The following is a 19,371-nucleotide window of genomic DNA, read 5'->3' as shown; positions in this document are numbered from 1 at the left end:
CCCATGGGGTTGACCTGCTGACGATTGGGCAGTGCGCACGATGCGCTTCCAAAGAAAGAGTTTAGCCTGCATGATTGAATCCGAATCCAATTCTAGGTCGCTCTCCGGCGACGCACTCTTTAAGAGGGAGGGGGAGGACCGTCTGACGAAGCCTGAGGACAAGGTGAGTCTCGGCGAGAAGTCAGCCTTGGGCTCCGGCTATCTGTCATTGTTTTTTGGAAACATGGCCGTCAATAGCCTGGCGATGCCGGTTTATAACATGACGTTGCACGTGAGTCCGATTTTGCTAGGTACGGCCTTGTCGATCCCTCGGCTCTGGGACGCGATCACGGATCCAGCCGTTGGATACATTTCCGACAACCTGCATACGCGATGGGGCCGTCGCCGGCCATTGATCGTGCTTGGTGCGATCCTGCAAGCGATCGCCTTTGGCATGATTTGGATGGTGCCGATGGATTGGGGCGAGAAGGCCATGGCCGGCTACCTGCTCGGTTCGCTTCTAGTGTTTTACACCTGCTACACCATATTTGGGGTGCCCTTGACCAGCCTGACCTTTGAAATGACGCCTGATTACAAGGAGCGTACGCGGGTGACCTCCTTTTGCGGCTTTTTTCACAAGATCGGTGAGCTTGGCTATTCGTGGCTGTTTCCGTTGGCGACCTTGTCGGTTTTTGGTAGCGTGATGTATGGTGTACGATTCGTGGGCTGGGTTGTGGCGATTTTGCTTTTGGGCGTAGTCGGAATCTTGCCGGGCATCTTCGTGAAGGAGCGCTACTACAAAGTCTCCAAGAAGCAGAAGAAGGTTAAGTTTTGGTCGAGCGCCGCGGAGTCTCTCAAGAACAAAGCCTTTGCGGTGTTGGTGGGTTTGACCATCTGTCAAATCGTCGCTGGCATGTTCGCGTCGAGCACCGACTATTACCTGATCGTCTACTATATGTTCGACGGCGATATCACCGAAGGTTCGCATTGGAAGGCGGTGCTTTCCACAGCGTACGCGATCGTGGGAATCGTATCCATTTATCCGATAAACTGGCTTTCGAACCGCTACGGGAAGAAGACCGCGTTGAACGTGATCTTTGCTATGGTCTTCTTCGGATCGATCGGGAAATGGGTGCTATATACGCCGGGCAACCCATGGAAAATTTTGATCGATCCCTTATTCTGCGGTCCTATCTGGACCGCTATTGCGGTGCTGCTACCGTCGATGGTCGCCGATATCTGCGACGATGACGAGCTCAGGCATGGGCAACGTCGCGAGGGCATGTTCGGCTCCGTATTCTTGTGGATACAAAAGGTCGGCTACTCGCTTTCCATCTTTGGCATGACGATCGCGTTGCAGGTGTCTGGGTTCGACGCCGAACGCGGTGGTGATCAAAGTTCCGAAAGCATCCTGACGCTACGGCTCTTCCTCGCCATCTCGACTGCAGTGTGGGCGATCCTTGCCATCGCCATCTTGTTTTTTTATCCCATCACCCGCCAGCGAGCCTACGAGACTCGAGACGCTCTGGAGGAGCGTCGAGGTACAGTTTAGCAGCGAAATGAAGAAAGCGAAAACAATGAAGACGAACGGCAGCGGTACCGCGAAGAAGATTACGATCTACGATTTAGCCAAGCACACTGGATTTTCGCCCGGCACCGTAAGCCGCGTGCTCAACAACCGGGACCGAGTCAAGAGCGAGACCCGTGAGACCATCCTGAAAGCGGCCAAGGAGCTGGATTTGAAGCCTCAGGCCTCGGTTCGTGCGCGGCAGATCGCGATCCTGACGGATCCTCTATTTTCTGACCGCGTAGAAGGTTATGCAGCCACTTTGACTGCTCACTTATCGTTCGCCCTTTCTCGCAGAAAGATGGGCATCGTGCTGCCTACGGATCCCTACGAGGAGCTTCCCGGATTGTTCCTGGACGGCATCGTAGTGGTGACCTATGATGAAAAGTTGCTCGACTTCCTAAAGGATTTCGAGAAGCGGATTCCTATTGTTTACATGGATAAGTTCGAGGCCACGGAACGACAGTACTGCGTCTACTCAGATCACTATCATTCAGGCTATCTCGCAGCGAAATACTTTATCGAGCACGGCAAGCAAAAGCTCGCTTGCTTTGGCGGCGAAGGGCAGGGCTTTGAGCAGCGACTCGAAGGTTATCGGCAGGCGATCCAGGAAGCAGGCCTAGAATACCAAAACCGAATGATGATTTCAGCTAGGTCCGGTCGGGACTCCGCTGCGGTAACACGGATCATAAGAGGCGGAGCCGATTGTATTTACGTGCCGGGTACAAGCTTGCAGGCGATGGAGTGCATACATCTATTGACCTATGTGATGGGGCTCCGGGTTCCTGAGGATATCGGGATTATTGGGGGCGAAAACGAAGGGATTTCAGAACTGATCAATCCGCCGCTAACGGCGATTGAGGAACCTTTGAGCGAGATGGCGGAAGCCGCTGCAGACATGCTGGATGATCTTACCTTAGGGCAAAAAGTTAACAAGCGCACTGTGAAGATGCCGGTGCGAATGATCGAAAGGAATTCAGTTTAGACTCAAACTGACGCTGAATGTTCATCCGATTTGATGGCAGAGAAGAATGGCGATTTTTAGAAAACGTTTGATCGAGGGGTGGTCGTTCCGGATATTGGATACGGAAGATTTGCCGATTTCGGTCTGCTTGCCTCACAACCCGTTTGTCTCAGACCTAGACGGGTGTGACCACTGGCAAGGCCTCTGCGAGTATCGGCGAGCGCTGAAGTTAGACGCGATCCAAGAGGATGCCAAGTACGTGCTTCATTTTGGCGCGGCAATGCATACGACGGCGGTTGCCATCGATGGTGAACGGGTCGGAGGCCACTCTGGAGGCTACCTTCCGTTTGAAGTTGATATTACCCAGTGGGTTGCCGATGGATGCGAGCATGTTTTGACCGTCGTGGTCGACAATACAGACAACGCGGAAGTGCCGCCCGGAAAACCTTCCGATGAACTCGATTTCTGTTACTACGGAGGATTGTATCGCCATGTTGAGCTGAGAGTCTATCCATCCATCCATATTACGGATCCGGTCTCAGCTAGTGTTGTAGCAAGTGGAGGTATATTTGTACGTACCGAGAAACTGAACTCGGAAGAGGCGACTCTTGCGATCTCGGTCCACGTGGCAAACGGGTCTAACTTGAACCGTCCATATTGTATTCGTTATCGCATACTCGATGAGTCGAAGAAGATCGTTGCCTCAAACACCCATGAGTCGCAGGTGCTGGTAGCTTACGACGATCGAACACATGTGTTTTCGGAAGTTATTCGTAATCCTCAGCTTTGGGATCTAGACGCTCCGCTCCTCCACACGATCGTGGTGGAAATTGTTAGTCCGGAAGGGGTCCTGATTCATTGCGTAGAAGAGCGGTTTGGTATTCGCTGGATCGATGTTTCTCGCAGCGAAGGACTTCGCTTGAATGGAAAGCGAATACGGCCACTCGGAACCAATCGGCATCAAGATTATCCAAGAATCGGATACGCCCTTTCGGATGCTGCGCAGTATCGTGACGCGAAAAGGATAAAGGAGGCGGGCTTTGATTACGTCCGCCTCTCGCACTACCCACAATCTCCAGCCTTTCTAGATGCCTGTGACGAACTTGGCTTGTTAGTGATGAATTGTATCCCGGGCTGGCAGTTCCTCGGAGGCGAGGCTTTTAGGGAGGCCTGTTTCCAAAACGCGAGGGATCTCGTGCGAAGAGACCGTAACCATCCGTGCGTAATATTTTGGGAGCTTTCACTCAATGAAACGGAAATGGACGAAGCGTTCATGTCCGAACTGATGCGTATTGGCCACGAGGAGTTTCCGGGAGACCAGATGCTCGTCTGTGGCTGGATCGACCGCTTCGACGTATTCATCCATTCGAGACAGCATGGTAAGATCCATACTTGGCAGAACGGAGACAAAGCGCTTGTAGTTGCCGAATATGGTGACTGGGAGTTTTACGCTTCGAACGAAGGGTTCGATCAAAAGACGGGGGCAGGCCTACTTGCGGATTGGAGCAACAGTCGCGCCTTTCGTAGCGAGGGCGAACGCCGCCTGCGGCGGCAGGCACATAATCACATCGTCGCTTTGAACGATACTTTGTCTTCTCCTGCTGTTACCGATGGACTTTGGTCGATGTTCGATTACCCGCGGGGGTACAGTCCCACTCGGGCCGCCTGTGGGGTGATGGATATCCACCGTTTGCCGAAGTACTCTTACTTTTTCTTTCGGAGCCAGCGTTCGCCAGATCAGGTAAGCGACCGTTGGAAAGGGGGACCCATGGTGTACATCGCGTCGCGATGGGTGGAGAACTCAATTCTCGATGTCTTGGTATTTAGCAATTGCCAACAGGTTTCTTTGACGGTGAACGGCAAAATGCACGGACCGCTCGTCCCCTCGCTCACTTTAAACAATCAGCACCTTCGCTACCCGCCCTTCTTGTTTCAGTTAGACCGTTTTGAACGAGGGACCCTAGAGGCAACCGGGTTAATTGATGGGATAGCGGTGGCTCGACATTGTATTGCTACCCCGGGTACGCCGGCGCGTTTGACTCTACAAATTTCGGACGAAGGCATTTTCGGCAACCCGCATGAAGCTGATGTCCTGCTTGCTCATGCTAGATTGGTGGATCAAGCTGGAAATATCTGCAAGATGGCTACAAACGAAGTAGCCTTTGAGATCGTGGGAGGAGCAAGGATTGTTGGTCCGGAGAACGTGCTCTGCGAGTCAGGAGTTGCCTCGATTGTTCTGCATCGATCGCCCGGTTGCGATCGCTTCACCCTGGTTGCCACTTGCGAGGGGATCGGCGCGACAAGCTTCGAATACTGCATCGGTGGAACGATGGTTGGAAGCAGCGAACGACCGGAGGCCCCAAAGCCGCTAGGCTGATTCGCTATGACTGAGCTTATGTTGATGGACCTGCCGGTAGCGTCTTGGAGATGCTCCCATGATGCGGGAGAAGCTGCGGCTAAAGTAGTAGGGATCGCTGAATCCGCACTCGCTGGATACATCGCCGATGGGGTGGGATGTGGTCGCTAGCAGTGTCGCACCGTGCTGGATACGCTGCCGTATGAGGTAGTCGATCGGCGGGAAACCTGTGAGTCGCCGAAAGATCGTGGTATAGTGTGTCACGGATACACCCGCTGCTGCGGCCAGCTCTGGCAGGATATGGGGTTGCTTCCAGTTGTTTCGTAGCATCTCGATAGAGGCGGTGACGCGTTCTTGGGCGGAAAGGGCATTGGTGTTTTGAGCTTTTCTCCGTGCGATCGTCGCGAGGCACATTCGCAGGTTTACGGCTGCATCGAGAAGCTCGGGCAGCCCGTAGCCGGCGGCGAGCGAAGCGTGGATACGGTCGATACCGAGCGAATCCAGTTTCTCCGTAGGCGTGTGACAGGCTGCAAGTGCCTTGCCTTGGCTGGTGGCATGTTCGAACCATGCATCTGCCTCCTTGCCTGCGAAATGAACCCAAGCGATCGACCAAGGATCTTCGTCCGATGCTTCGTAGAGGTGAGGGTGATTCGCTCGCAAGCCCACGACGTCGCCGCGTACGAGCTGCTGGCGTCGCCCGTCGGCTTCAGCCCAACCCGAGCCGCGTAGGCAGGCGATTAGGACATGATCTGAACAACCTCGGGGACGATTCAGGAAATGGCCCTCTGCTCGGGGAAAGAATCCCGCGTGCGTGACGTGTAGCCCTGCCAAGAGCGGGTGCGTGGCCATGAGGCGTTGCTGGGCGTCGGGTACCATTAAATGGACTTGGCCCGTGAATCCGTCCTGTCGTCGCTCGATTTCCTTCATTGTGTAAGATCGTGCAGGTTTTCCAGAATACCGTCCATTGTAAATCATCTGAAGTTCGAGTAATATCGTGGCACTACCCCCGATTCAAACTGCCCCGAAAACCATTAAAGGAGTGAGTAGCTATGCCCTGCGACTATCGTACACCTGTGTCCCAATCCGTATCCGTAAGCCGAGAAATTGCTGAGTTCCCGACCTATCTACCGAGGACGCCGGACCGCCATCCGCAGTTCCTGGAAAAGCGCGTCTACCAAGGTTCCAGTGGTCGTGTGTATCCGATGCCCGTTTGCGATGCCATCGAGTCGGAGATCAAGCCGAAATCATGGGAGGTCGTGTATATAGAAAATGAATACATAAAGGTAATGATCCTTCCCGAGCTAGGTGGGCGTATCCATCGCATCTGGGACAAGATCCGCGAGCACGACCTGATCTATTATCAGCCAGTAATCAAACCGGCTCTGGTTGGTCTTGCGGGGCCTTGGGTAAGCGGCGGTATCGAATTCAATTGGCCGCAGCATCACCGTCCCTCGACCACTATGCCGGCCTACGCAGCGGTCGAGGAGGAAGAGGATGGCGCGACGACGGTATGGCTTTCGGAGCACGATCCCATGGCTCGGATGAAGGGGATGCATGGGATTCGGCTGCAGCCGGGCATCGCTCGGGTGGAGCTGAGGGCGCGGGCCTATAACCGTACGGACGATGTGCAGACGTTTCTTTGGTGGGCCAACGCAGGGCTGGAGGCTCATGAGCAATATCAGTCATTTTTCCCTCCGGACGTGAGCTACGTGGCCGACCACGCGAAGCGGGCCATGAGCACCTTTCCTTTGTGCGAAGGCTCGTATTACGGAGTCGACTATGCAGGTCGCTCTAAAAGCGGAGTGCCAGCCCACGAAACGCCTCGCAAGTATTTCCCTCCCAAGGACAGCGACGGAAATACGCCCCCGCCCAACGACCTTTCTTGGTATTCCAATATTCCCGTGCCCACCTCCTATATGTGCATGGGATCGACGGGCGATTTTTGTGGCGGCTACGATCATAGAGCTGGAATCGGCATCGTGCACATCGCGGACCACCTTATTGCCCCGGGCAAGAAGCAGTGGACTTGGGGGAATCAGGAATTTGGATACGCCTGGGACCGCAATCTCACAGACGCCCGCGACGATGGAAGCCACCCGCCTTATATAGAACTGATGGCGGGAGTTTTCACCGACAATCAACCGGACTTTTCTTTTCTCCAGCCGGGCGAAACCAAGAAGTGGAGCCAGTTCTGGTATCCGATCTATGGTATCGGCGTGCCGCGTCAGGCCAACGAGGAGGCGGCTGTAAATTTGCGTGTTTCCGAGAGCGGGTGCCGAGTGGAGGCTCGGATATCAGTGACACGGACCTTTCCTTCCGCTCTCGTGCAGATTGTGGGAGCGGATGGCCGTCCTCTGGCGGAGGAGACGGTTGAGCTCCTGCCGGGACATGCGGGCATTGTGCCGTTTGACGTGCCCAAGAGCAGTGCCCTTAAGGATCTGCAGTTGGTGGTGCGAGACGCCGATGGAGCCGAGATCATCCGCTACCGGCCGCGGGAAACGGTTAGAGAAGAGCCACCGGCTCCGGCAGAGGCTCCTCCTGTGCCTGAGCAAGTGGCGAGCTCGGACGAGCTATACTTGATTGGTCTCCACTTGGAGCAATACCGCCACGCCACCCGTTGCCCGAGCTTGTACTGGCAAGAAGCGCTGCGCCGCGATTCAGGCGATAGCCGCTGCCACCTCGCTCTAGGACGCTGGCGACTGCGGCGAGGTGAATTTGACATCGCTGAAGAACACTTTCGCAAAAGCTTGGAGCGGCTCGTTTCCCGTAATCCTAATCCCGCCGACGGAGAGGCCTACTATCAGCTCGGCCGCTGCTTGCGGTTCCTCGATCGCGATGACGAGGCCTATGCAGCCTTTGCCAAGGCGTCCTGGAATCAGGCTTGGGCAGGCGCGTCGCAGCTGGCAATGGCTGAGATCGAAATCGGCCGCGGACGCTGGGCGGAAGCGGACGAAAAGCTCACCCGTGCCCGTCGCCTCGACGAGGACAATCTCCGAGTTCGCAACCTGCAGGCGATCGTTTACGCCCGCTGCGGCCTCGAGGATTGGTCGACGGCCACCTTGGATGACATTCTCGAAACCGATCCGCAGGACGTTTGGGCGACTTGGTTGCGGGACGAAGAGATCCCGGACGACAATCAGCTGCGGCTCGATGTGGCGCACGACTTCGCCCGAGCAAGCCTTTGGCTCGAGGCTTTAGAGGTGCTGGAGACGGCAACCCTAGATCCTCAAGGCGGCAGCATGCCGATCGTCGAGTGCACGCGGGCTTGGCTGAATGACAAGTTGGGACGTTCCGCTGAAGCGGCTCGCTGTCGTAAGGCGGCTCGAGAGGAAAGCGGCGAGAGGTGTTTTCCTGTTCGCTTGGAAGAGCAAACAGTGCTGCAAGAAGCGATCGCTGCCGACGAAAAGGACTATCGGGCTCACTCCTTGCTCGGGTTCTGGCTTTACGATCGCCGGCGGCATGAGGAGGCGATCGCGCATTGGGAAGTGTCGGTGAGTATTCATAAAAAGGATGCAGTCGTTTGGCGCTGCTTGGGGATCGCCTACTTCAATATCCGCAAGCAGCCTGACGAAGCCCAGCAGGCTTACGAGCGGGCCATCGAATGCACTCCCATGGATGCTCGCCTCCATTACGAGCGCGATCAGTTGTGGAAGCGACTTGGGCACAGTCCGGCAAAACGTCTTCAGGCCCTGAATCAAGTACCAGATTGCGTGAACCAGCGCGACGACTTGGTCGTGGAAATGGTTGCTTTGCTCAACCAGACGGGGCGTCCTGAGGGCGCTCTGGAACTGCTCCAATCAAGAGTATTCCAGCCATGGGAAGGGGGCGAAGGGCTCGTTTCCCGCGAATACACGAGAGCCCGCATTCTGCTCGGTCGGAAACACTTGGAGCGCGGCGACGCCCTCGCGGCCAAAGAGCACTTCGCTGCCGCCTTGGAGATTCCGAGGAACCTTGGCGAAGCTCGCCACCTTCTGGTCAATCCCAGCGAGATCCACTGGTGGCTGGGCGAAGCTCATGCCGCTCTCGGCGACGACGCAGCGGCTAGAACCCATTGGCAGGCTGCTGCAAATTTCAAGGGCGACTTCCAGGGGATGAGCGTGCGTAGCTACTCTGAGACTACATACTTCTCCGCTCGAGCCAAGGAACGCCTGGGGCAGGCCGAGGAGGCACGCGAGTTGTTCGAGTCGCTTCTGGAGTACGCTCGGGAGCTCGCGGAAACGCCGGCGTCGATCGACTATTTCGCCACTTCTCTGCCGACGATGCTGCTATTCGACGAGGACCTCGACCAGAGACAGCACTTCTCCGCTCGACTTCTGGAGGCGCAGGCTCGGTTCGGTCTTGGTCAGAAGAAAGAGGCGGCAGCATTGCTGGAGACCTTGCTCAAAGAGGATCCTAGTTCTGCTGTGGCCGCTGATCTCATGGCTGCTGCCTACTAGTCTCGCCTGTTTTTGCCTCCCAAATCCCGACCGTAATTATGGCTCTAAGCGTCTTTGACCTCATATTCTTCGCGGCCTTCTTTGTCGTCGTCGTCGGCTTCTCTGTTTGGAAGAGCCGTGGGGGCAGCGATAGCAGCGACTATTTTCTGGGCGGACGTAGTCTTCCTTGGTGGTTGATTGGAATATCGATCGTGGCCGCCAACATCTCCACCGAACAAATGGTGGGCATGGCGGGGCAGGGCGCTGGCGACGTTGGAATTGCGGTGAGCCTTTGGCAGTTGGCTGGTTCGATCGGAGTCGTTGTATTTGCGTTTTCACTACTGCCACGGTTGTTGAAGTCTGGCATCTACACGATCCCCGAATTCTTAGAGTATCGCTACAACAGCTTGGCTCGAGCCATCATGGCGATGATCACCGTGATTATCTATATCGGGGTCCTGCTCACTGCAGTGCTTTACTCAGGCGGATTGACTATGCAGACGGTGTTAGGCGTCCCGTTGACGCAAGGCGTCTGGGTGCTTGGTGTGGTGGCTGCCTTGTATACGGTTTGGGGCGGCTTAAAGGCGGTCGCTTGGGCAGACCTTTTTCAGGGCTTGGCCTTACTGTTGGGTGGCCTGCTTGTATTTGGGTTGGGACTACATGCAGTCGGAGGATGGGATGCGTTTACGGAAGCGAATGAGGAGCGGCTGCACATGATTCTACCCTCCGATCATCCGGTGCTGCCTTGGACGGGTGCCTTTGCGGGAATGTGGATCGTGCTTCTCTACTACTGCGGACTCAACCAGTTCATCGTACAGCGTACCTTGGCCGCTCGTACGCTGCGAGACGGTCAGGCCGGGGTAATCTTCGCGGGAGCCCTTTGGCTGCTGGTACCCTTTGCTATCGTACTGCCGGGGACTATGGCCTCGCAGCTCTTTCCAGAGGTCGCGGAGACGCCGGACCGGGCGTTTCCGTACATGGTTACCAACCTTATCCCCGCCGGGCTACGCGGGTTCGTGCTGGCGGCGATCGCCGGAGCCATCGTGAGCTCTCTGGGATCCATGCTCAATTCCGCATCCACCATTTTCACCATGGATATCTACCGCCGTCTGTTTAGCCCTGACGCGAGCCAGTCGCGACTGGTGCTGGTCGGGCGATTAGTGACGGCGGCTAGCGTGGCCCTGGCGTGTTTTATGGCGCCGCAATTGGCGGATCCGCGCTTCGGTGGGGTGTTCCAGTTTATCCAGCAATTCCAAGGCTACATCTGGCCCGGGGTAGTGGCTGCGTTCGCGTTTGGTTTGTTGGTGCCCACGGCGCCGGCAGCGGCGGGTGTGTTCGCTCTGTTGGCGGGACCGGCATTGTACGGGCTGTTTCAAGCGTTCGCACCGGATGTACACTTTCTACTTCAGGTGGCCCTAACCTTTCAGTTGGTGGTGTTTGCTATGGGCTTCATTGCCTTCGTCTGGCCGCTGGAGAAGCCCCGCGTGCTACCTGTGCGGGAGGATCTCGATGTGAGCAGCTCTCCGCGACTGAAATTCGCAGGTGGAGCTGTCGTCATTGCAACTGTAATTATCATTTGGATATTTCGATGAAAAAGTTAATCTACATAACTTCGCTAACCCTTCTTATGGCTTTACCTGAACTGAACGCTCAGAGCACATATTCGCTCGACCTGGACCAGCCGCTGCCGCCAGTGCGGCGTGGGCATCTCGATCTAGGAGGGGAGAGTGTGACCGGTGAGAGCGTGTCGGTGAATAATCAATACATTGAGCTTAACGGAGAACCTTGGATTCCAGTCGTTGGGGAAATCCACTTTTCGCGCTATCCGGCGGAATATTGGAGTGAAGCCATCCGCAAAATGAAGGCCGGAGGTATCAATCTGATCGCGACCTACGTGTTCTGGAGCATGCACGAACGTGCCGAAGGCGATTTTGACTGGGAGGGCGATCTCAATTTGAGACGGTTTTTGGAGCTTTGCGCTGCGAACGACGTGCGAGCCATCGTGCGCATGGGGCCTTTTTGCCATGGCGAGGTTCGCAACGGTGGCATCCCGGACTGGATCTACGGACGACCCGTGGAAATCCGCTCCAATGATCCGGGATATCTCTTTTACGCAGACCGACTTTATAGCCAGATTGCCCAGCAGTTGGATGGGCTGCTGTTCAAGGACGGTGGACCGGTGGTTGGCGTGCAATTGGAAAACGAATACCAGCACAGCGCCGCGCCGTGGGAGTGGACCTACCCAGGTGCTCCACGGGAATTGACGGTGGCCGATCGCGATGTCGACGTGACTCATTACCAGATAACCGCGGGCGGACCGAAAAACAAGTTCGCCGACGAAGGGCGCGACCACATGGCGACCTTGAAGAAGATCGCCCGTTCCCATGGCATAGACGTTCCGATCTACACCGCAACTGGGTGGGGCAATGCTGCGATCGTAGAGAATGGTAGCATCCCGGTCACCGCAGGCTATGCGTATCCATTTTGGGCACCGCCCGCGCCGTCTGACTTCTATTTGTTCAAGGATATTCGCTTGAACCCTGACTACCCGCCGATCAGCTACGAAGCCGATTTGTATCCATCGATCCCTGCCGAGCTAGGGGCAGGGATTTCGCTGACTTATAAGCGTCGCACCACAGTGCTGCCCTCCAGCTTGGCCCCGCTGATCGTGAGGACCTTAGGCAGCGGAGCGAACGGAATCGGCTACTACATGTATCACGGTGGATCGAATCCGGTCATCGATGGGCACTTCTTCAACGAGCAGTCCGGTGGGCTACCGCGCATCAACTACGACTACCAAGCCCCGATTGGCGAATACGGCGAAATGCGCCTGCACCACCGGGAGCTGAAGCTGCTGCACTTGCTGCTGGACAACTGGGGCGACCAGCTAGCGCCCATGCCGCCGCTCCTTCCGGAGCCCAATGCCGCGATCGAACCCAGCGACGTGGATACGCTGCGATGGGCGGTGCGGACGGATGGCAGATGTGGCTTTTTGTTCCTGCACAATTTTCAGGACCATGTCGAAAACCGCGACCTAACTAGCCTGCGTTTGGAACTCGAAGGAAAGAACGACGAGAAGATCGCCTTTCCAAACGACGGTACCTTCACACTGGCCAAAGACGCGAGCGGGGTGCTTCCGTTCAACCTCCAACTCGCCGACCTGACGCTGCGTACCGCGACTGCCCAGCCGCTGACCGTTTTGCGAAATGGCGACGAGACGCATACGGTTTTCATTACGGTTGACGGCATGCAACCAGAGCTGGTGTTCGAAGGGAAGCATGCGTTCGAAACCGAGGATGGTAGCACGGCGAAGCGACGTGGGGAGGTTACTGTGGTAAGCGGAGCACCGGACAAGTCGTTCCGTTTTCGCCTTGGCAACCAGCATTTTCTGGTGGTCCCACGGGAGCTGGCCCTTTCTCTTGTGCATGCGGACGCTAGCAAACTGGTGTTTGCCGATGCGGACGGATTTCCTGCACCGGAGGGTTTGGAGCTTCGCACCGTAGGTAAATCTTCGATACGTCTGCGGGTCTATCCGGAAACTGCAGTCTCGCAGCTGCGGTCGAGCCGCGGAGTGGTGGAATCCAGGTCCGGACAGAAAAACGGCTTTGCCGATTGGCAAGTGAAATTCGAAGCCGTGGAGCCGCCGGTTGAGGTACGTCGTATTGGCGATCGCCGCTTGGCGCTATCCGTATCCGAAGGACAGTTACAGACGGACGACATATGGCTACAGTTGCCGTACATCGGAGATCGCGTGGCCGCCTTCATCGGAGGTGAGCTGGTGGCGGACCACTTCTATTTCGGCCAGCCATGGGATATCGGCCTGCGCAAGTTTGCGGACCGTTTGGCTGACGAGGAAATGATCTTTGTTTTCCACCCGGTTCATCCCGATGTGAGCTACCTGCTGGATCTGCCGGAATCAGTGCAGGCGGAAATCAAAGAGCGCGGCAAGCCGCTGCTACGCATCGAGGACCCCGCCGCCCAGAGCGAGTACCGCACGCGTTTGACCTTCGGTCAGTAGCGACGGGCGGTTCAGCGGCAGCTTCCCGACTCCAAGCCAGCTTTTCGCTGCTTTTGTGGTAGCGACAAATTTTTGGGAACACTTGAATTTGACCAAACTGTACAGATATGAAAAAATGGATACATGCTGCTTTTAGCCTGACCTGCGTGATAGTTGCTCCATTCCTTGAGGCAGATTCGAGTAATGGAGAGTCGAATGCCATGTACATGCCGGACATGCCGCTGCACGACCCCTTTATCGTGGCTCATGAGCCGACTCAGACGTATTACCTGTATACCCGCAACGTCTCTAGACTGACCGGCGTGGAGGAGCTCGGGACCATGGCGTACACGTCGAAGGATTTGAAGAACTGGGATCCGCCGAAGGTCGTCTTCACGGTTCCGGAGGATTCCTTTGCCCAAGAGGGGAACTGGGCGCCGGAGGTGCATGAGTACAAAGGTAAGTTCTATCTCTTCGTGACGCTGCACGACAGCGACGCCTATCTCAAGCGTCCACCAGAAACTTGGCGCGACACTTACGTGCGGGGTACGATCACTGCCGTTTCGGATACGCCGGACGGTCCTTTTGAAATGCTGAACAAGGACGGCCCCGTGGTGCCGAAGGACCTCATGACTCTGGACGGAACGCTGTACGTCGACCAAGACGAGCAGCCGTGGATGGTCTACGCTCACGAGTGGCTGCAGAGAATCGACGGTACCATCGAAGCGGTGAAGGTGTCTGACGACTTGTCGCGAGCGATCGATGATCCGATCCACCTTTTCAAGGCTTCCGATGCTCCCTGGCTCAACCAGTCGATTGAAGTATCCGACGCGGGACTACATTACGTGACCGACGGACCTCAGTTCTATCGCACCAAGGACGACGTGCTTTTGATGCTTTGGTCGAGCTACGAGTCTGGAAGCTATGTGCAGGCGATCGCGCGCTCGGAGTCGGGAACCTTGATGGGCCCGTGGGAGCAGCTCGATCCGCTGGTGAAACGTGACTCCGGGCACGGTATGTTGTTTCACACCTTCGAGGGCGATCTCATGATGGTGCTGCATCGTCCGTTCTACAACGCCCGTGGTAAGCTCTTCGACATGGCCGACCGCGGGGACCATCTGGAAATCCTTCGCCAGCGGGTGGACCTAGACGGCGATCCGGAATACGACGACTTGCAGAAGGCGCTCGGCCTGGCGGAGTAAGGAGTCGATTGTCTGAGGGGCTCTGGGCGCGTTTTTGCTACTCGTCTTTCGCTTCCTCGGGCGTGACGAGCTCGCCGACGGTGGGCCAGCCGTCATCGGTCCAGTCGATCTTGTTGATACGCAGCTTGGCGAGTCCGCGCTCGTGAGAGGCGTCGTAAGCGTGGTAGATGAGGTAGTCGGTGCCATCGAAGGTGTAGGCGGAGTTGTGCCCAACCCCGTACCAGTTTTCGTCGCCTTCGAGGAGGATGGTGCCGCCACCGCGATCCATGCGCTTGCCTTCTCGGTCGAGATAGGGGCCTTTGACGGTTTCAGAGCGACCCACGATCATCTTGTAGGTGCTGTCGGCTCCGCGGCAGCAGTAGTCGATGGAGGCGAATTGGTAATAATAGTCGCCGTGGCGGAAAATAAAGGGGGCCTCGATGGCGTTGCCACCCGCGTCCACAGGGTTGTTGCCGGGAGCAGGCGGGTTGGGGGCTTCGGGATCGGTCTTGCGGCTGGCGATGGTGGGGAGGTTTATCGGGTCCTCTTCGACGAGGCTGATAAGGTCGGGATTGATCTCCACGAGTTTGAGCCCGCCCCAAAAGGAGCCGAAGGACATGTAGGGGGTGCCGTCTTGGGCTTCGACGATGTTGGGATCAATGGCGTTCCAATTGGTGAGCCCGGGGAAGGACTGGATGACCTTGCCATGGTCGACCCATTCGAAGTCCGGACTTTCGGGATCGAGCGTGGTGTTGGTCGCTACGCCAATCGCTGAGGTGTTTTTGCCGAACGCGGAGATCGAATAGTAGAGGTAGTAGGTGCCGTCGTGGTGGTAGATGTCGGGAGCCCAGATGTGTCCTCGAAAAGTGGGTACGGTCTCGACTGCCCACGCCGGACGCTCGCTGAAGACTGGATCGAGTCGCACCCATTGCTTGAGATCGGGCGAAGACCAAACCCCGATGCCCCTGCCGGTGCAAAACAAGTAGTAGGTGTCGCCTTCCTTGGCCATCACCGGATCGTGCACGGGAATGTCCGAGTGCGGCTTGGAGAAGTCCGGCCAATCCTTTGGTGGCCCGTCGGACTGTGCGGAAGCGGAGGTTATGCTGGTGGTCAATGCCGTGGCGAGAAACAGAGATTGGAGTGTCGCAATTTTCATGGTGAGCGCGGGTTGTGGGGTTGGTTACGATAAGCAACGGGCATAGGCTCTGCCCGAGCGGTGCCTCTACAGGTTACATGCGCTTTTTGCTGCGGAAACCTGTCAGATTCCTGGCGATCCGCCTCTGAACCCGACTATCCGCAACGAACACTGAGGTATTCAGCGAGCCGCGGCTCAGTCGCCCCACTTTTGCTGCAGGCGGTGGAGTTCTTCTGCGTCGAGCGGGATGATGGAGCCGTGGCGGAAATGGAAGGGGAAGCTGAAGTCGTCGGCGGGTTCAAAGTCGCCGGAAGCAAGGTCGGAGGTGACGAAGGGATAGTAGCCCTCGCCCGTCGAGTACTTGTCGAGAATGAGGCACCAGCGTGCGGGCTGGTCGCCTTGAGCCGACTCGATCTGGTAGCACTCCGGGCCTTCGAAACCGCGCAGGTGGGCAAGCGTGAAGCCGTCGACATCGATCCAAGGTCCGGCGAGCTGAGGCGCGGTTTCCATGTTGATGGCTTTGAACTTCTCGTCCTTGGTGAAGCGGTAGTAGGCTTGGCCGTTGTTTATAATGGTGGTGTCGATGACGGTGGTCGGTTTTTCGATGAAAATGAAGGGCTCGCCGAAGGTTTTAAAGTCTTCGGTGCGAGTTGCCCAGATGCGGTGTTTCGCAAAGTCGTCTCTCGCGGTAGTGGAGGCCCAGAAGACAATGTAGTCTTCGTTGACGTCGTCGTAAATGGCCTCTGGGGCCCAGGCGCAGCCCGCGTCTTCGGGGGCAACCTCCACGAGACGCGGCTCCGACCAATTTACGAGGTCGGCCGATTCGAATACGACGATGCTCCGGCTTCCGGCGCGTACGGCGTTGCTCCAGTTTGGCTTCAGGTTGATGTTGAGGTCGGTGGCGACCATGTAGAATTTTTCCCCGTCGTGGGACCGGAGGATGTAGGGGTCGCGCAGGCCTTTTTCTCCTTGTTTGCTGACGAGGACAGGTTGGCCGTCGTTGAGCGCTTTCCAGTCGCGCCCGTTTTCGCTGAAGCCAAAGTAGATTTGCTCGGTGAGCGGTGTTTGCTCCCCCTTGAAGGTTGCGAAGAGATAGCCGGCTGGCTTTGCGGGGAGCGAGGCGACGCCGAGAAGGGAGGCGGCAATAGCGAGGACGTTGAAGCGTCGTTTCATTGTGGATACGGGTGTTGCAGGTTGCTATTCGGTACCGGGCTTTTCGAGGATGCCGACGATGGCGGTGTCGTAGTCTTCGTAGGTGGTATAGCGTCCGCGCACCCAGAGGGCGATTTTGTCGAAGTCGTGATCGCGGGGGACGATGGGGCGGATGTTGTCGACCTGGGCGTCGTGGGTGAGCTGCTGGAAGCTCCAGGAGCCGTCTTGGTAGGTTCCCCGGAACATCTGGTAGCGGCCGGTGGCGTTGGGCTTTCCGGTGGCGGGGTCGACGTCGGCGGAGAGATAGATTTGGTCGGTGTTCTGCGGGTCGATGGCGATGCCGCCGGCGTAGTGTTCCTCGCGGTCGTAGAGGTGGGTGCCGGCGTAAGCGACCTGGCCCTGTGTCCATTTTTTGGATGCGTCGTCCCAACGGGCGATGCGGTAGCGCAGGTCGTTGCCGATTTCGTGATCCACGGAGTTTATGAAGGCGACGACGGGCTGGCCTTTCTCGTCGTATTCAAGATCCCATACCCAGCCGCGACCGGCTTCGGTGCCGTCGTAGATGAGGGTGGCTTCGGTGGGAACCAGCGGCTGCGATTTTATGTCTTCCAAGGTGCGGATGAGGGTGCCGTCGCTCTTATGGAAGGCGCCGTCCTGGTAGTACATGTGGTAGACGTTGTTTTCGTGGTCCTTGCGCGGGTGGGCGTCGGTAAAGATGAGGTCGATGCGGTCTTGGCCGTTGTTGCTGTACTTGACGTAAGGGCGGGTCCTGTCGTTGCCCGAGCGCACGAGTTCGATGGGGTCGCTCCAGGATTTTCCGTTGTCTTCGGAAAGCACGAGGGTCGGGTTCCAGCCGATTACCCGCATGAAGTTGAAGACGCGTCCGTTCTCTTCCGAGAGCTGCACGAGGTTGTTGTAGGTCGTGTAGGCGGGGGCTTCGATGGCTTGTTCCTCGGACCAATCCACAGTTCGCCAGTTGTCGGGCCCTTTCTTCGTGCCGTGGCGGGTGTACCACACGGGCTCGAGATGGTGTTTCGAGTAGGCGGCGAGCAGGTCGCCGGTTTCGAGCTCGATGATGGCAGGGTTGTTGTGGTCGTCCTTGCTCTTCCAGCTGCTCAAGGCCTTGGGCTGGTAGGCGAAGGGGCTTTGAGTGAGAATGGTGCTGTAGTAGTCTATGCGACTGACGCCTTCCGAGTCGATGGAACCGATGTAGAGGCCGGCTCCGTCGTAGAGCACGCGTTCGTCGTTGAACCAGGTCCAGACGCCGTCGCGGGCGAGCGTCTTGATTTCGTAGGGATCTTCCAGCGCCGCGAAGTCTTGGTTGTCCAGGTCCATCTTGTAGAGTTCGCTAGCGGCCAGCAGGAAGGCGCCGTGGGCGTAGTCGATGGAATCGCTGGGGCGAACGTGGGCAGGGCCGCCGGCGACGAGCTGGGCGTAGCCGAGGCGGCCGTCGGTGTTGATGCAACCGACGAGGCCTTCCCAGGCTTTGAGCGCTACGGGCAGGTAGGCTTGCTTGTCGAGGAAGCCGCGGTTGATGCCGCCGAGCAGGCCGTAGGTGAAGAAGGAGGTGCCGCTGCTTTCCTTCGACGGCTTCCAGTCCGGATCGTTGAGGGCAGGGCGCCAGAGGCCGTCTTCATGCTGCAGATCGACGAGGGCTCGGGTCATCTCGACGAAGAGGTCGATGTAGTCCTGGCGGTGGGGATCGTCTTCGGGCAAGTGGTCGAGTAGGCGGATCAAGCCCGCGTAGACCCAGCCGTTTCCGCGAGACCAATAGACGGGATTGCCGTTAGGCGTCTCCTTGTCGAAATAGGTTTCGTCGCGAGCGAAAAGGCCGTCCTTTTCCTTGTAGAGGAAGTCGACGGTATCCCAGTAGAAATTGTTCAGCAGGTCGATGTAGCGTTGGTCTCCGGTCGCTGAATACAGACGGGTGAGCACCGGCGGTGCCATGTAGAGGGAGTCGCACCACCACCAGACGTTTCGGCCGGTGAAGGGGCGGCTTTCGTCGCGCCAGACGGCATGGCCGAGCTGATCGCGGCGAATGGTCTCCTGAGTGAAGTAGGGCTCGAGCGCGGCGACGGTGTCGGCGATCATCTCGGGATCTTTCTCGTCGAGGTAGACGTCGAGGAAGGTTTGGGCGGCGCAGATGTCGTCGGCGAAGAAGTGGTTTTCCGAGAGCTCCCAGTCCGCGTTTTCGCACCAGGCGATGGCTTGGCGGCGGAAGTCTTCGTCCCCCGTGGCTTGATAGGCGGCGTAGAGGCCGGAGTAGTAGGTGCCCGCTTTCCAGTCGGTGCGAATTTCTCCGCCGAAGTCGCGCTCCTGGTAGTCGGCGACGCGCAACATGATCTCTTTTACTGAGTCGGGGCGGGTGAGGATTTGCTGAGCGGTATTGATAGGCTCGGCGGAACCGAAGGCGGCGAGGCCGAGGGTGAGTGTGAGCAACAGTGAATTTCGCATAGGATGAAAGGGGTGATGTGGCTGGGGTGTGTTCTCAACGCGGTGGGAGTGATGGACCAGAAGAAAAGGAACACTGCGGGAATGTGGAAGCAAATCAAACTGTTTGATTAATTACCGAACCGTAACATCTTGATGGGATCGGGCCCTAAATGCGAATCTGCTCCCCTGCGA

At 57.2% G+C, this 19,371-nt stretch carries 11 protein-coding genes; 7 read left to right on the top strand and 4 right to left on the bottom strand.

Going from position 1 to position 19,371, the window contains the following annotated elements; all coding sequences use genetic code 11:
* The first annotated feature begins 70 nt into the window (after positions 1–70).
* The 3 genes from IEN85_RS00985 to IEN85_RS00975 are packed head-to-tail and all read left to right on the top strand — an operon-like array spanning position 71 to position 4,887.
* A complete protein-coding gene (locus IEN85_RS00985) occupies positions 71–1,531 on the top strand; it encodes an MFS transporter (protein WP_191615195.1) in 1,461 nt (486 codons plus the stop codon).
* 7 nt (positions 1,532–1,538) lie between these two features.
* Positions 1,539–2,531, top strand: a complete 993-nt coding sequence (locus IEN85_RS00980) for a LacI family DNA-binding transcriptional regulator (protein ID WP_191615194.1) — start codon at positions 1,539–1,541, stop codon at positions 2,529–2,531.
* A gap of 46 nt (positions 2,532–2,577) precedes the next feature.
* Positions 2,578–4,887 (top strand): glycoside hydrolase family 2 TIM barrel-domain containing protein, encoded by a 2,310-nt coding sequence (locus tag IEN85_RS00975; RefSeq protein WP_191615193.1) that lies wholly within the window; start codon positions 2,578–2,580, stop codon positions 4,885–4,887.
* On the opposite strand, the gene IEN85_RS00970 is transcribed toward IEN85_RS00975, so the two are convergent.
* Complete coding sequence (locus IEN85_RS00970) at positions 4,879–5,793, bottom strand: helix-turn-helix transcriptional regulator (RefSeq protein ID WP_191615192.1); 915 nt, start codon at positions 5,791–5,793, stop codon at positions 4,879–4,881. The two genes, IEN85_RS00975 and IEN85_RS00970, sit on opposite strands and share 9 nt — an antisense overlap.
* A 146-nt stretch (positions 5,794–5,939) precedes the next feature.
* Between IEN85_RS00970 and IEN85_RS00965 the strand changes: the two genes are divergently transcribed.
* From IEN85_RS00965 to IEN85_RS00950, 4 genes are all read left to right on the top strand, one after another.
* A complete protein-coding gene (locus tag IEN85_RS00965) occupies positions 5,940–9,302 on the top strand; it encodes a tetratricopeptide repeat protein (RefSeq protein ID WP_318186569.1) in 3,363 nt (1,120 codons plus the stop codon).
* Positions 9,303–9,340: 38 nt separating this feature from the next.
* The gene (locus IEN85_RS00960) at positions 9,341–10,873 is read left to right on the top strand and encodes an SLC5 family protein (RefSeq protein ID WP_191615190.1); all 1,533 of its coding nucleotides are present in this window, start codon (positions 9,341–9,343) and stop codon (positions 10,871–10,873) included.
* Between the two features lie 35 nt (positions 10,874–10,908).
* Positions 10,909–13,299 (top strand): beta-galactosidase, encoded by a 2,391-nt coding sequence (locus IEN85_RS00955; protein WP_191615189.1) that lies wholly within the window; start codon positions 10,909–10,911, stop codon positions 13,297–13,299.
* 107 nt (positions 13,300–13,406) lie between these two features.
* Positions 13,407–14,480 carry a glycoside hydrolase family 43 protein gene (locus tag IEN85_RS00950; RefSeq protein ID WP_191615188.1) on the top strand — a complete coding sequence of 358 codons (1,074 nt, stop codon included), beginning with the start codon at positions 13,407–13,409 and terminating at the stop codon, positions 14,478–14,480.
* 37 nt (positions 14,481–14,517) lie between these two features.
* On the opposite strand, the gene IEN85_RS00945 is transcribed toward IEN85_RS00950, so the two are convergent.
* From IEN85_RS00945 to IEN85_RS00935, 3 genes are all read right to left on the bottom strand, one after another.
* Entirely contained in the window at positions 14,518–15,615 is a 1,098-nt protein-coding gene (locus IEN85_RS00945) for an arabinan endo-1,5-alpha-L-arabinosidase (RefSeq protein WP_191615187.1), read from the bottom strand.
* 174 nt (positions 15,616–15,789) lie between these two features.
* On the bottom strand, positions 15,790–16,767 hold the full coding sequence (locus tag IEN85_RS00940; RefSeq protein ID WP_224772380.1) for a glycoside hydrolase family 43 protein: 978 nt from the start codon (positions 16,765–16,767) through the stop codon (positions 15,790–15,792).
* A 24-nt stretch (positions 16,768–16,791) separates the two neighbouring features.
* Positions 16,792–19,200 carry a glycoside hydrolase family 88 protein gene (locus IEN85_RS00935; RefSeq protein WP_191615186.1) on the bottom strand — a complete coding sequence of 803 codons (2,409 nt, stop codon included), beginning with the start codon at positions 19,198–19,200 and terminating at the stop codon, positions 16,792–16,794.
* Positions 19,201–19,371: the final 171 nt, after the last annotated feature.

Origin of the sequence: Pelagicoccus enzymogenes (assembly GCF_014803405.1) — a bacterium.
GTDB classification, from domain to species: domain Bacteria; phylum Verrucomicrobiota; class Verrucomicrobiia; order Opitutales; family Opitutaceae; genus Pelagicoccus; species Pelagicoccus enzymogenes.
Note: the sequence above shows the minus strand (reverse complement) of the source record. Positions and strands in the feature narration are given on the sequence as shown.

What these genes read in the sequence shown, in the direction of transcription:
- IEN85_RS00985 (WP_191615195.1), top strand. Translation starts at nt 71, where the DNA reads ATGATTGAATCCGAATCCAATTCTAGGTCGCTCTCCGGCGACGCACTC.
- IEN85_RS00980 (WP_191615194.1), top strand. Translation starts at nt 1,539, where the DNA reads ATGAAGAAAGCGAAAACAATGAAGACGAACGGCAGCGGTACCGCGAAG.
- IEN85_RS00975 (WP_191615193.1), top strand. Translation starts at nt 2,578, where the DNA reads ATGGCGATTTTTAGAAAACGTTTGATCGAGGGGTGGTCGTTCCGGATA.
- IEN85_RS00970 (WP_191615192.1), bottom strand. Translation starts at nt 5,793, where the DNA reads ATGAAGGAAATCGAGCGACGACAGGACGGATTCACGGGCCAAGTCCAT.
- IEN85_RS00960 (WP_191615190.1), top strand. Translation starts at nt 9,341, where the DNA reads ATGGCTCTAAGCGTCTTTGACCTCATATTCTTCGCGGCCTTCTTTGTC.
- IEN85_RS00955 (WP_191615189.1), top strand. Translation starts at nt 10,909, where the DNA reads ATGGCTTTACCTGAACTGAACGCTCAGAGCACATATTCGCTCGACCTG.
- IEN85_RS00950 (WP_191615188.1), top strand. Translation starts at nt 13,407, where the DNA reads ATGAAAAAATGGATACATGCTGCTTTTAGCCTGACCTGCGTGATAGTT.
- IEN85_RS00945 (WP_191615187.1), bottom strand. Translation starts at nt 15,615, where the DNA reads ATGAAAATTGCGACACTCCAATCTCTGTTTCTCGCCACGGCATTGACC.
- IEN85_RS00940 (WP_224772380.1), bottom strand. Translation starts at nt 16,767, where the DNA reads ATGAAACGACGCTTCAACGTCCTCGCTATTGCCGCCTCCCTTCTCGGC.
- IEN85_RS00935 (WP_191615186.1), bottom strand. Translation starts at nt 19,200, where the DNA reads ATGCGAAATTCACTGTTGCTCACACTCACCCTCGGCCTCGCCGCCTTC.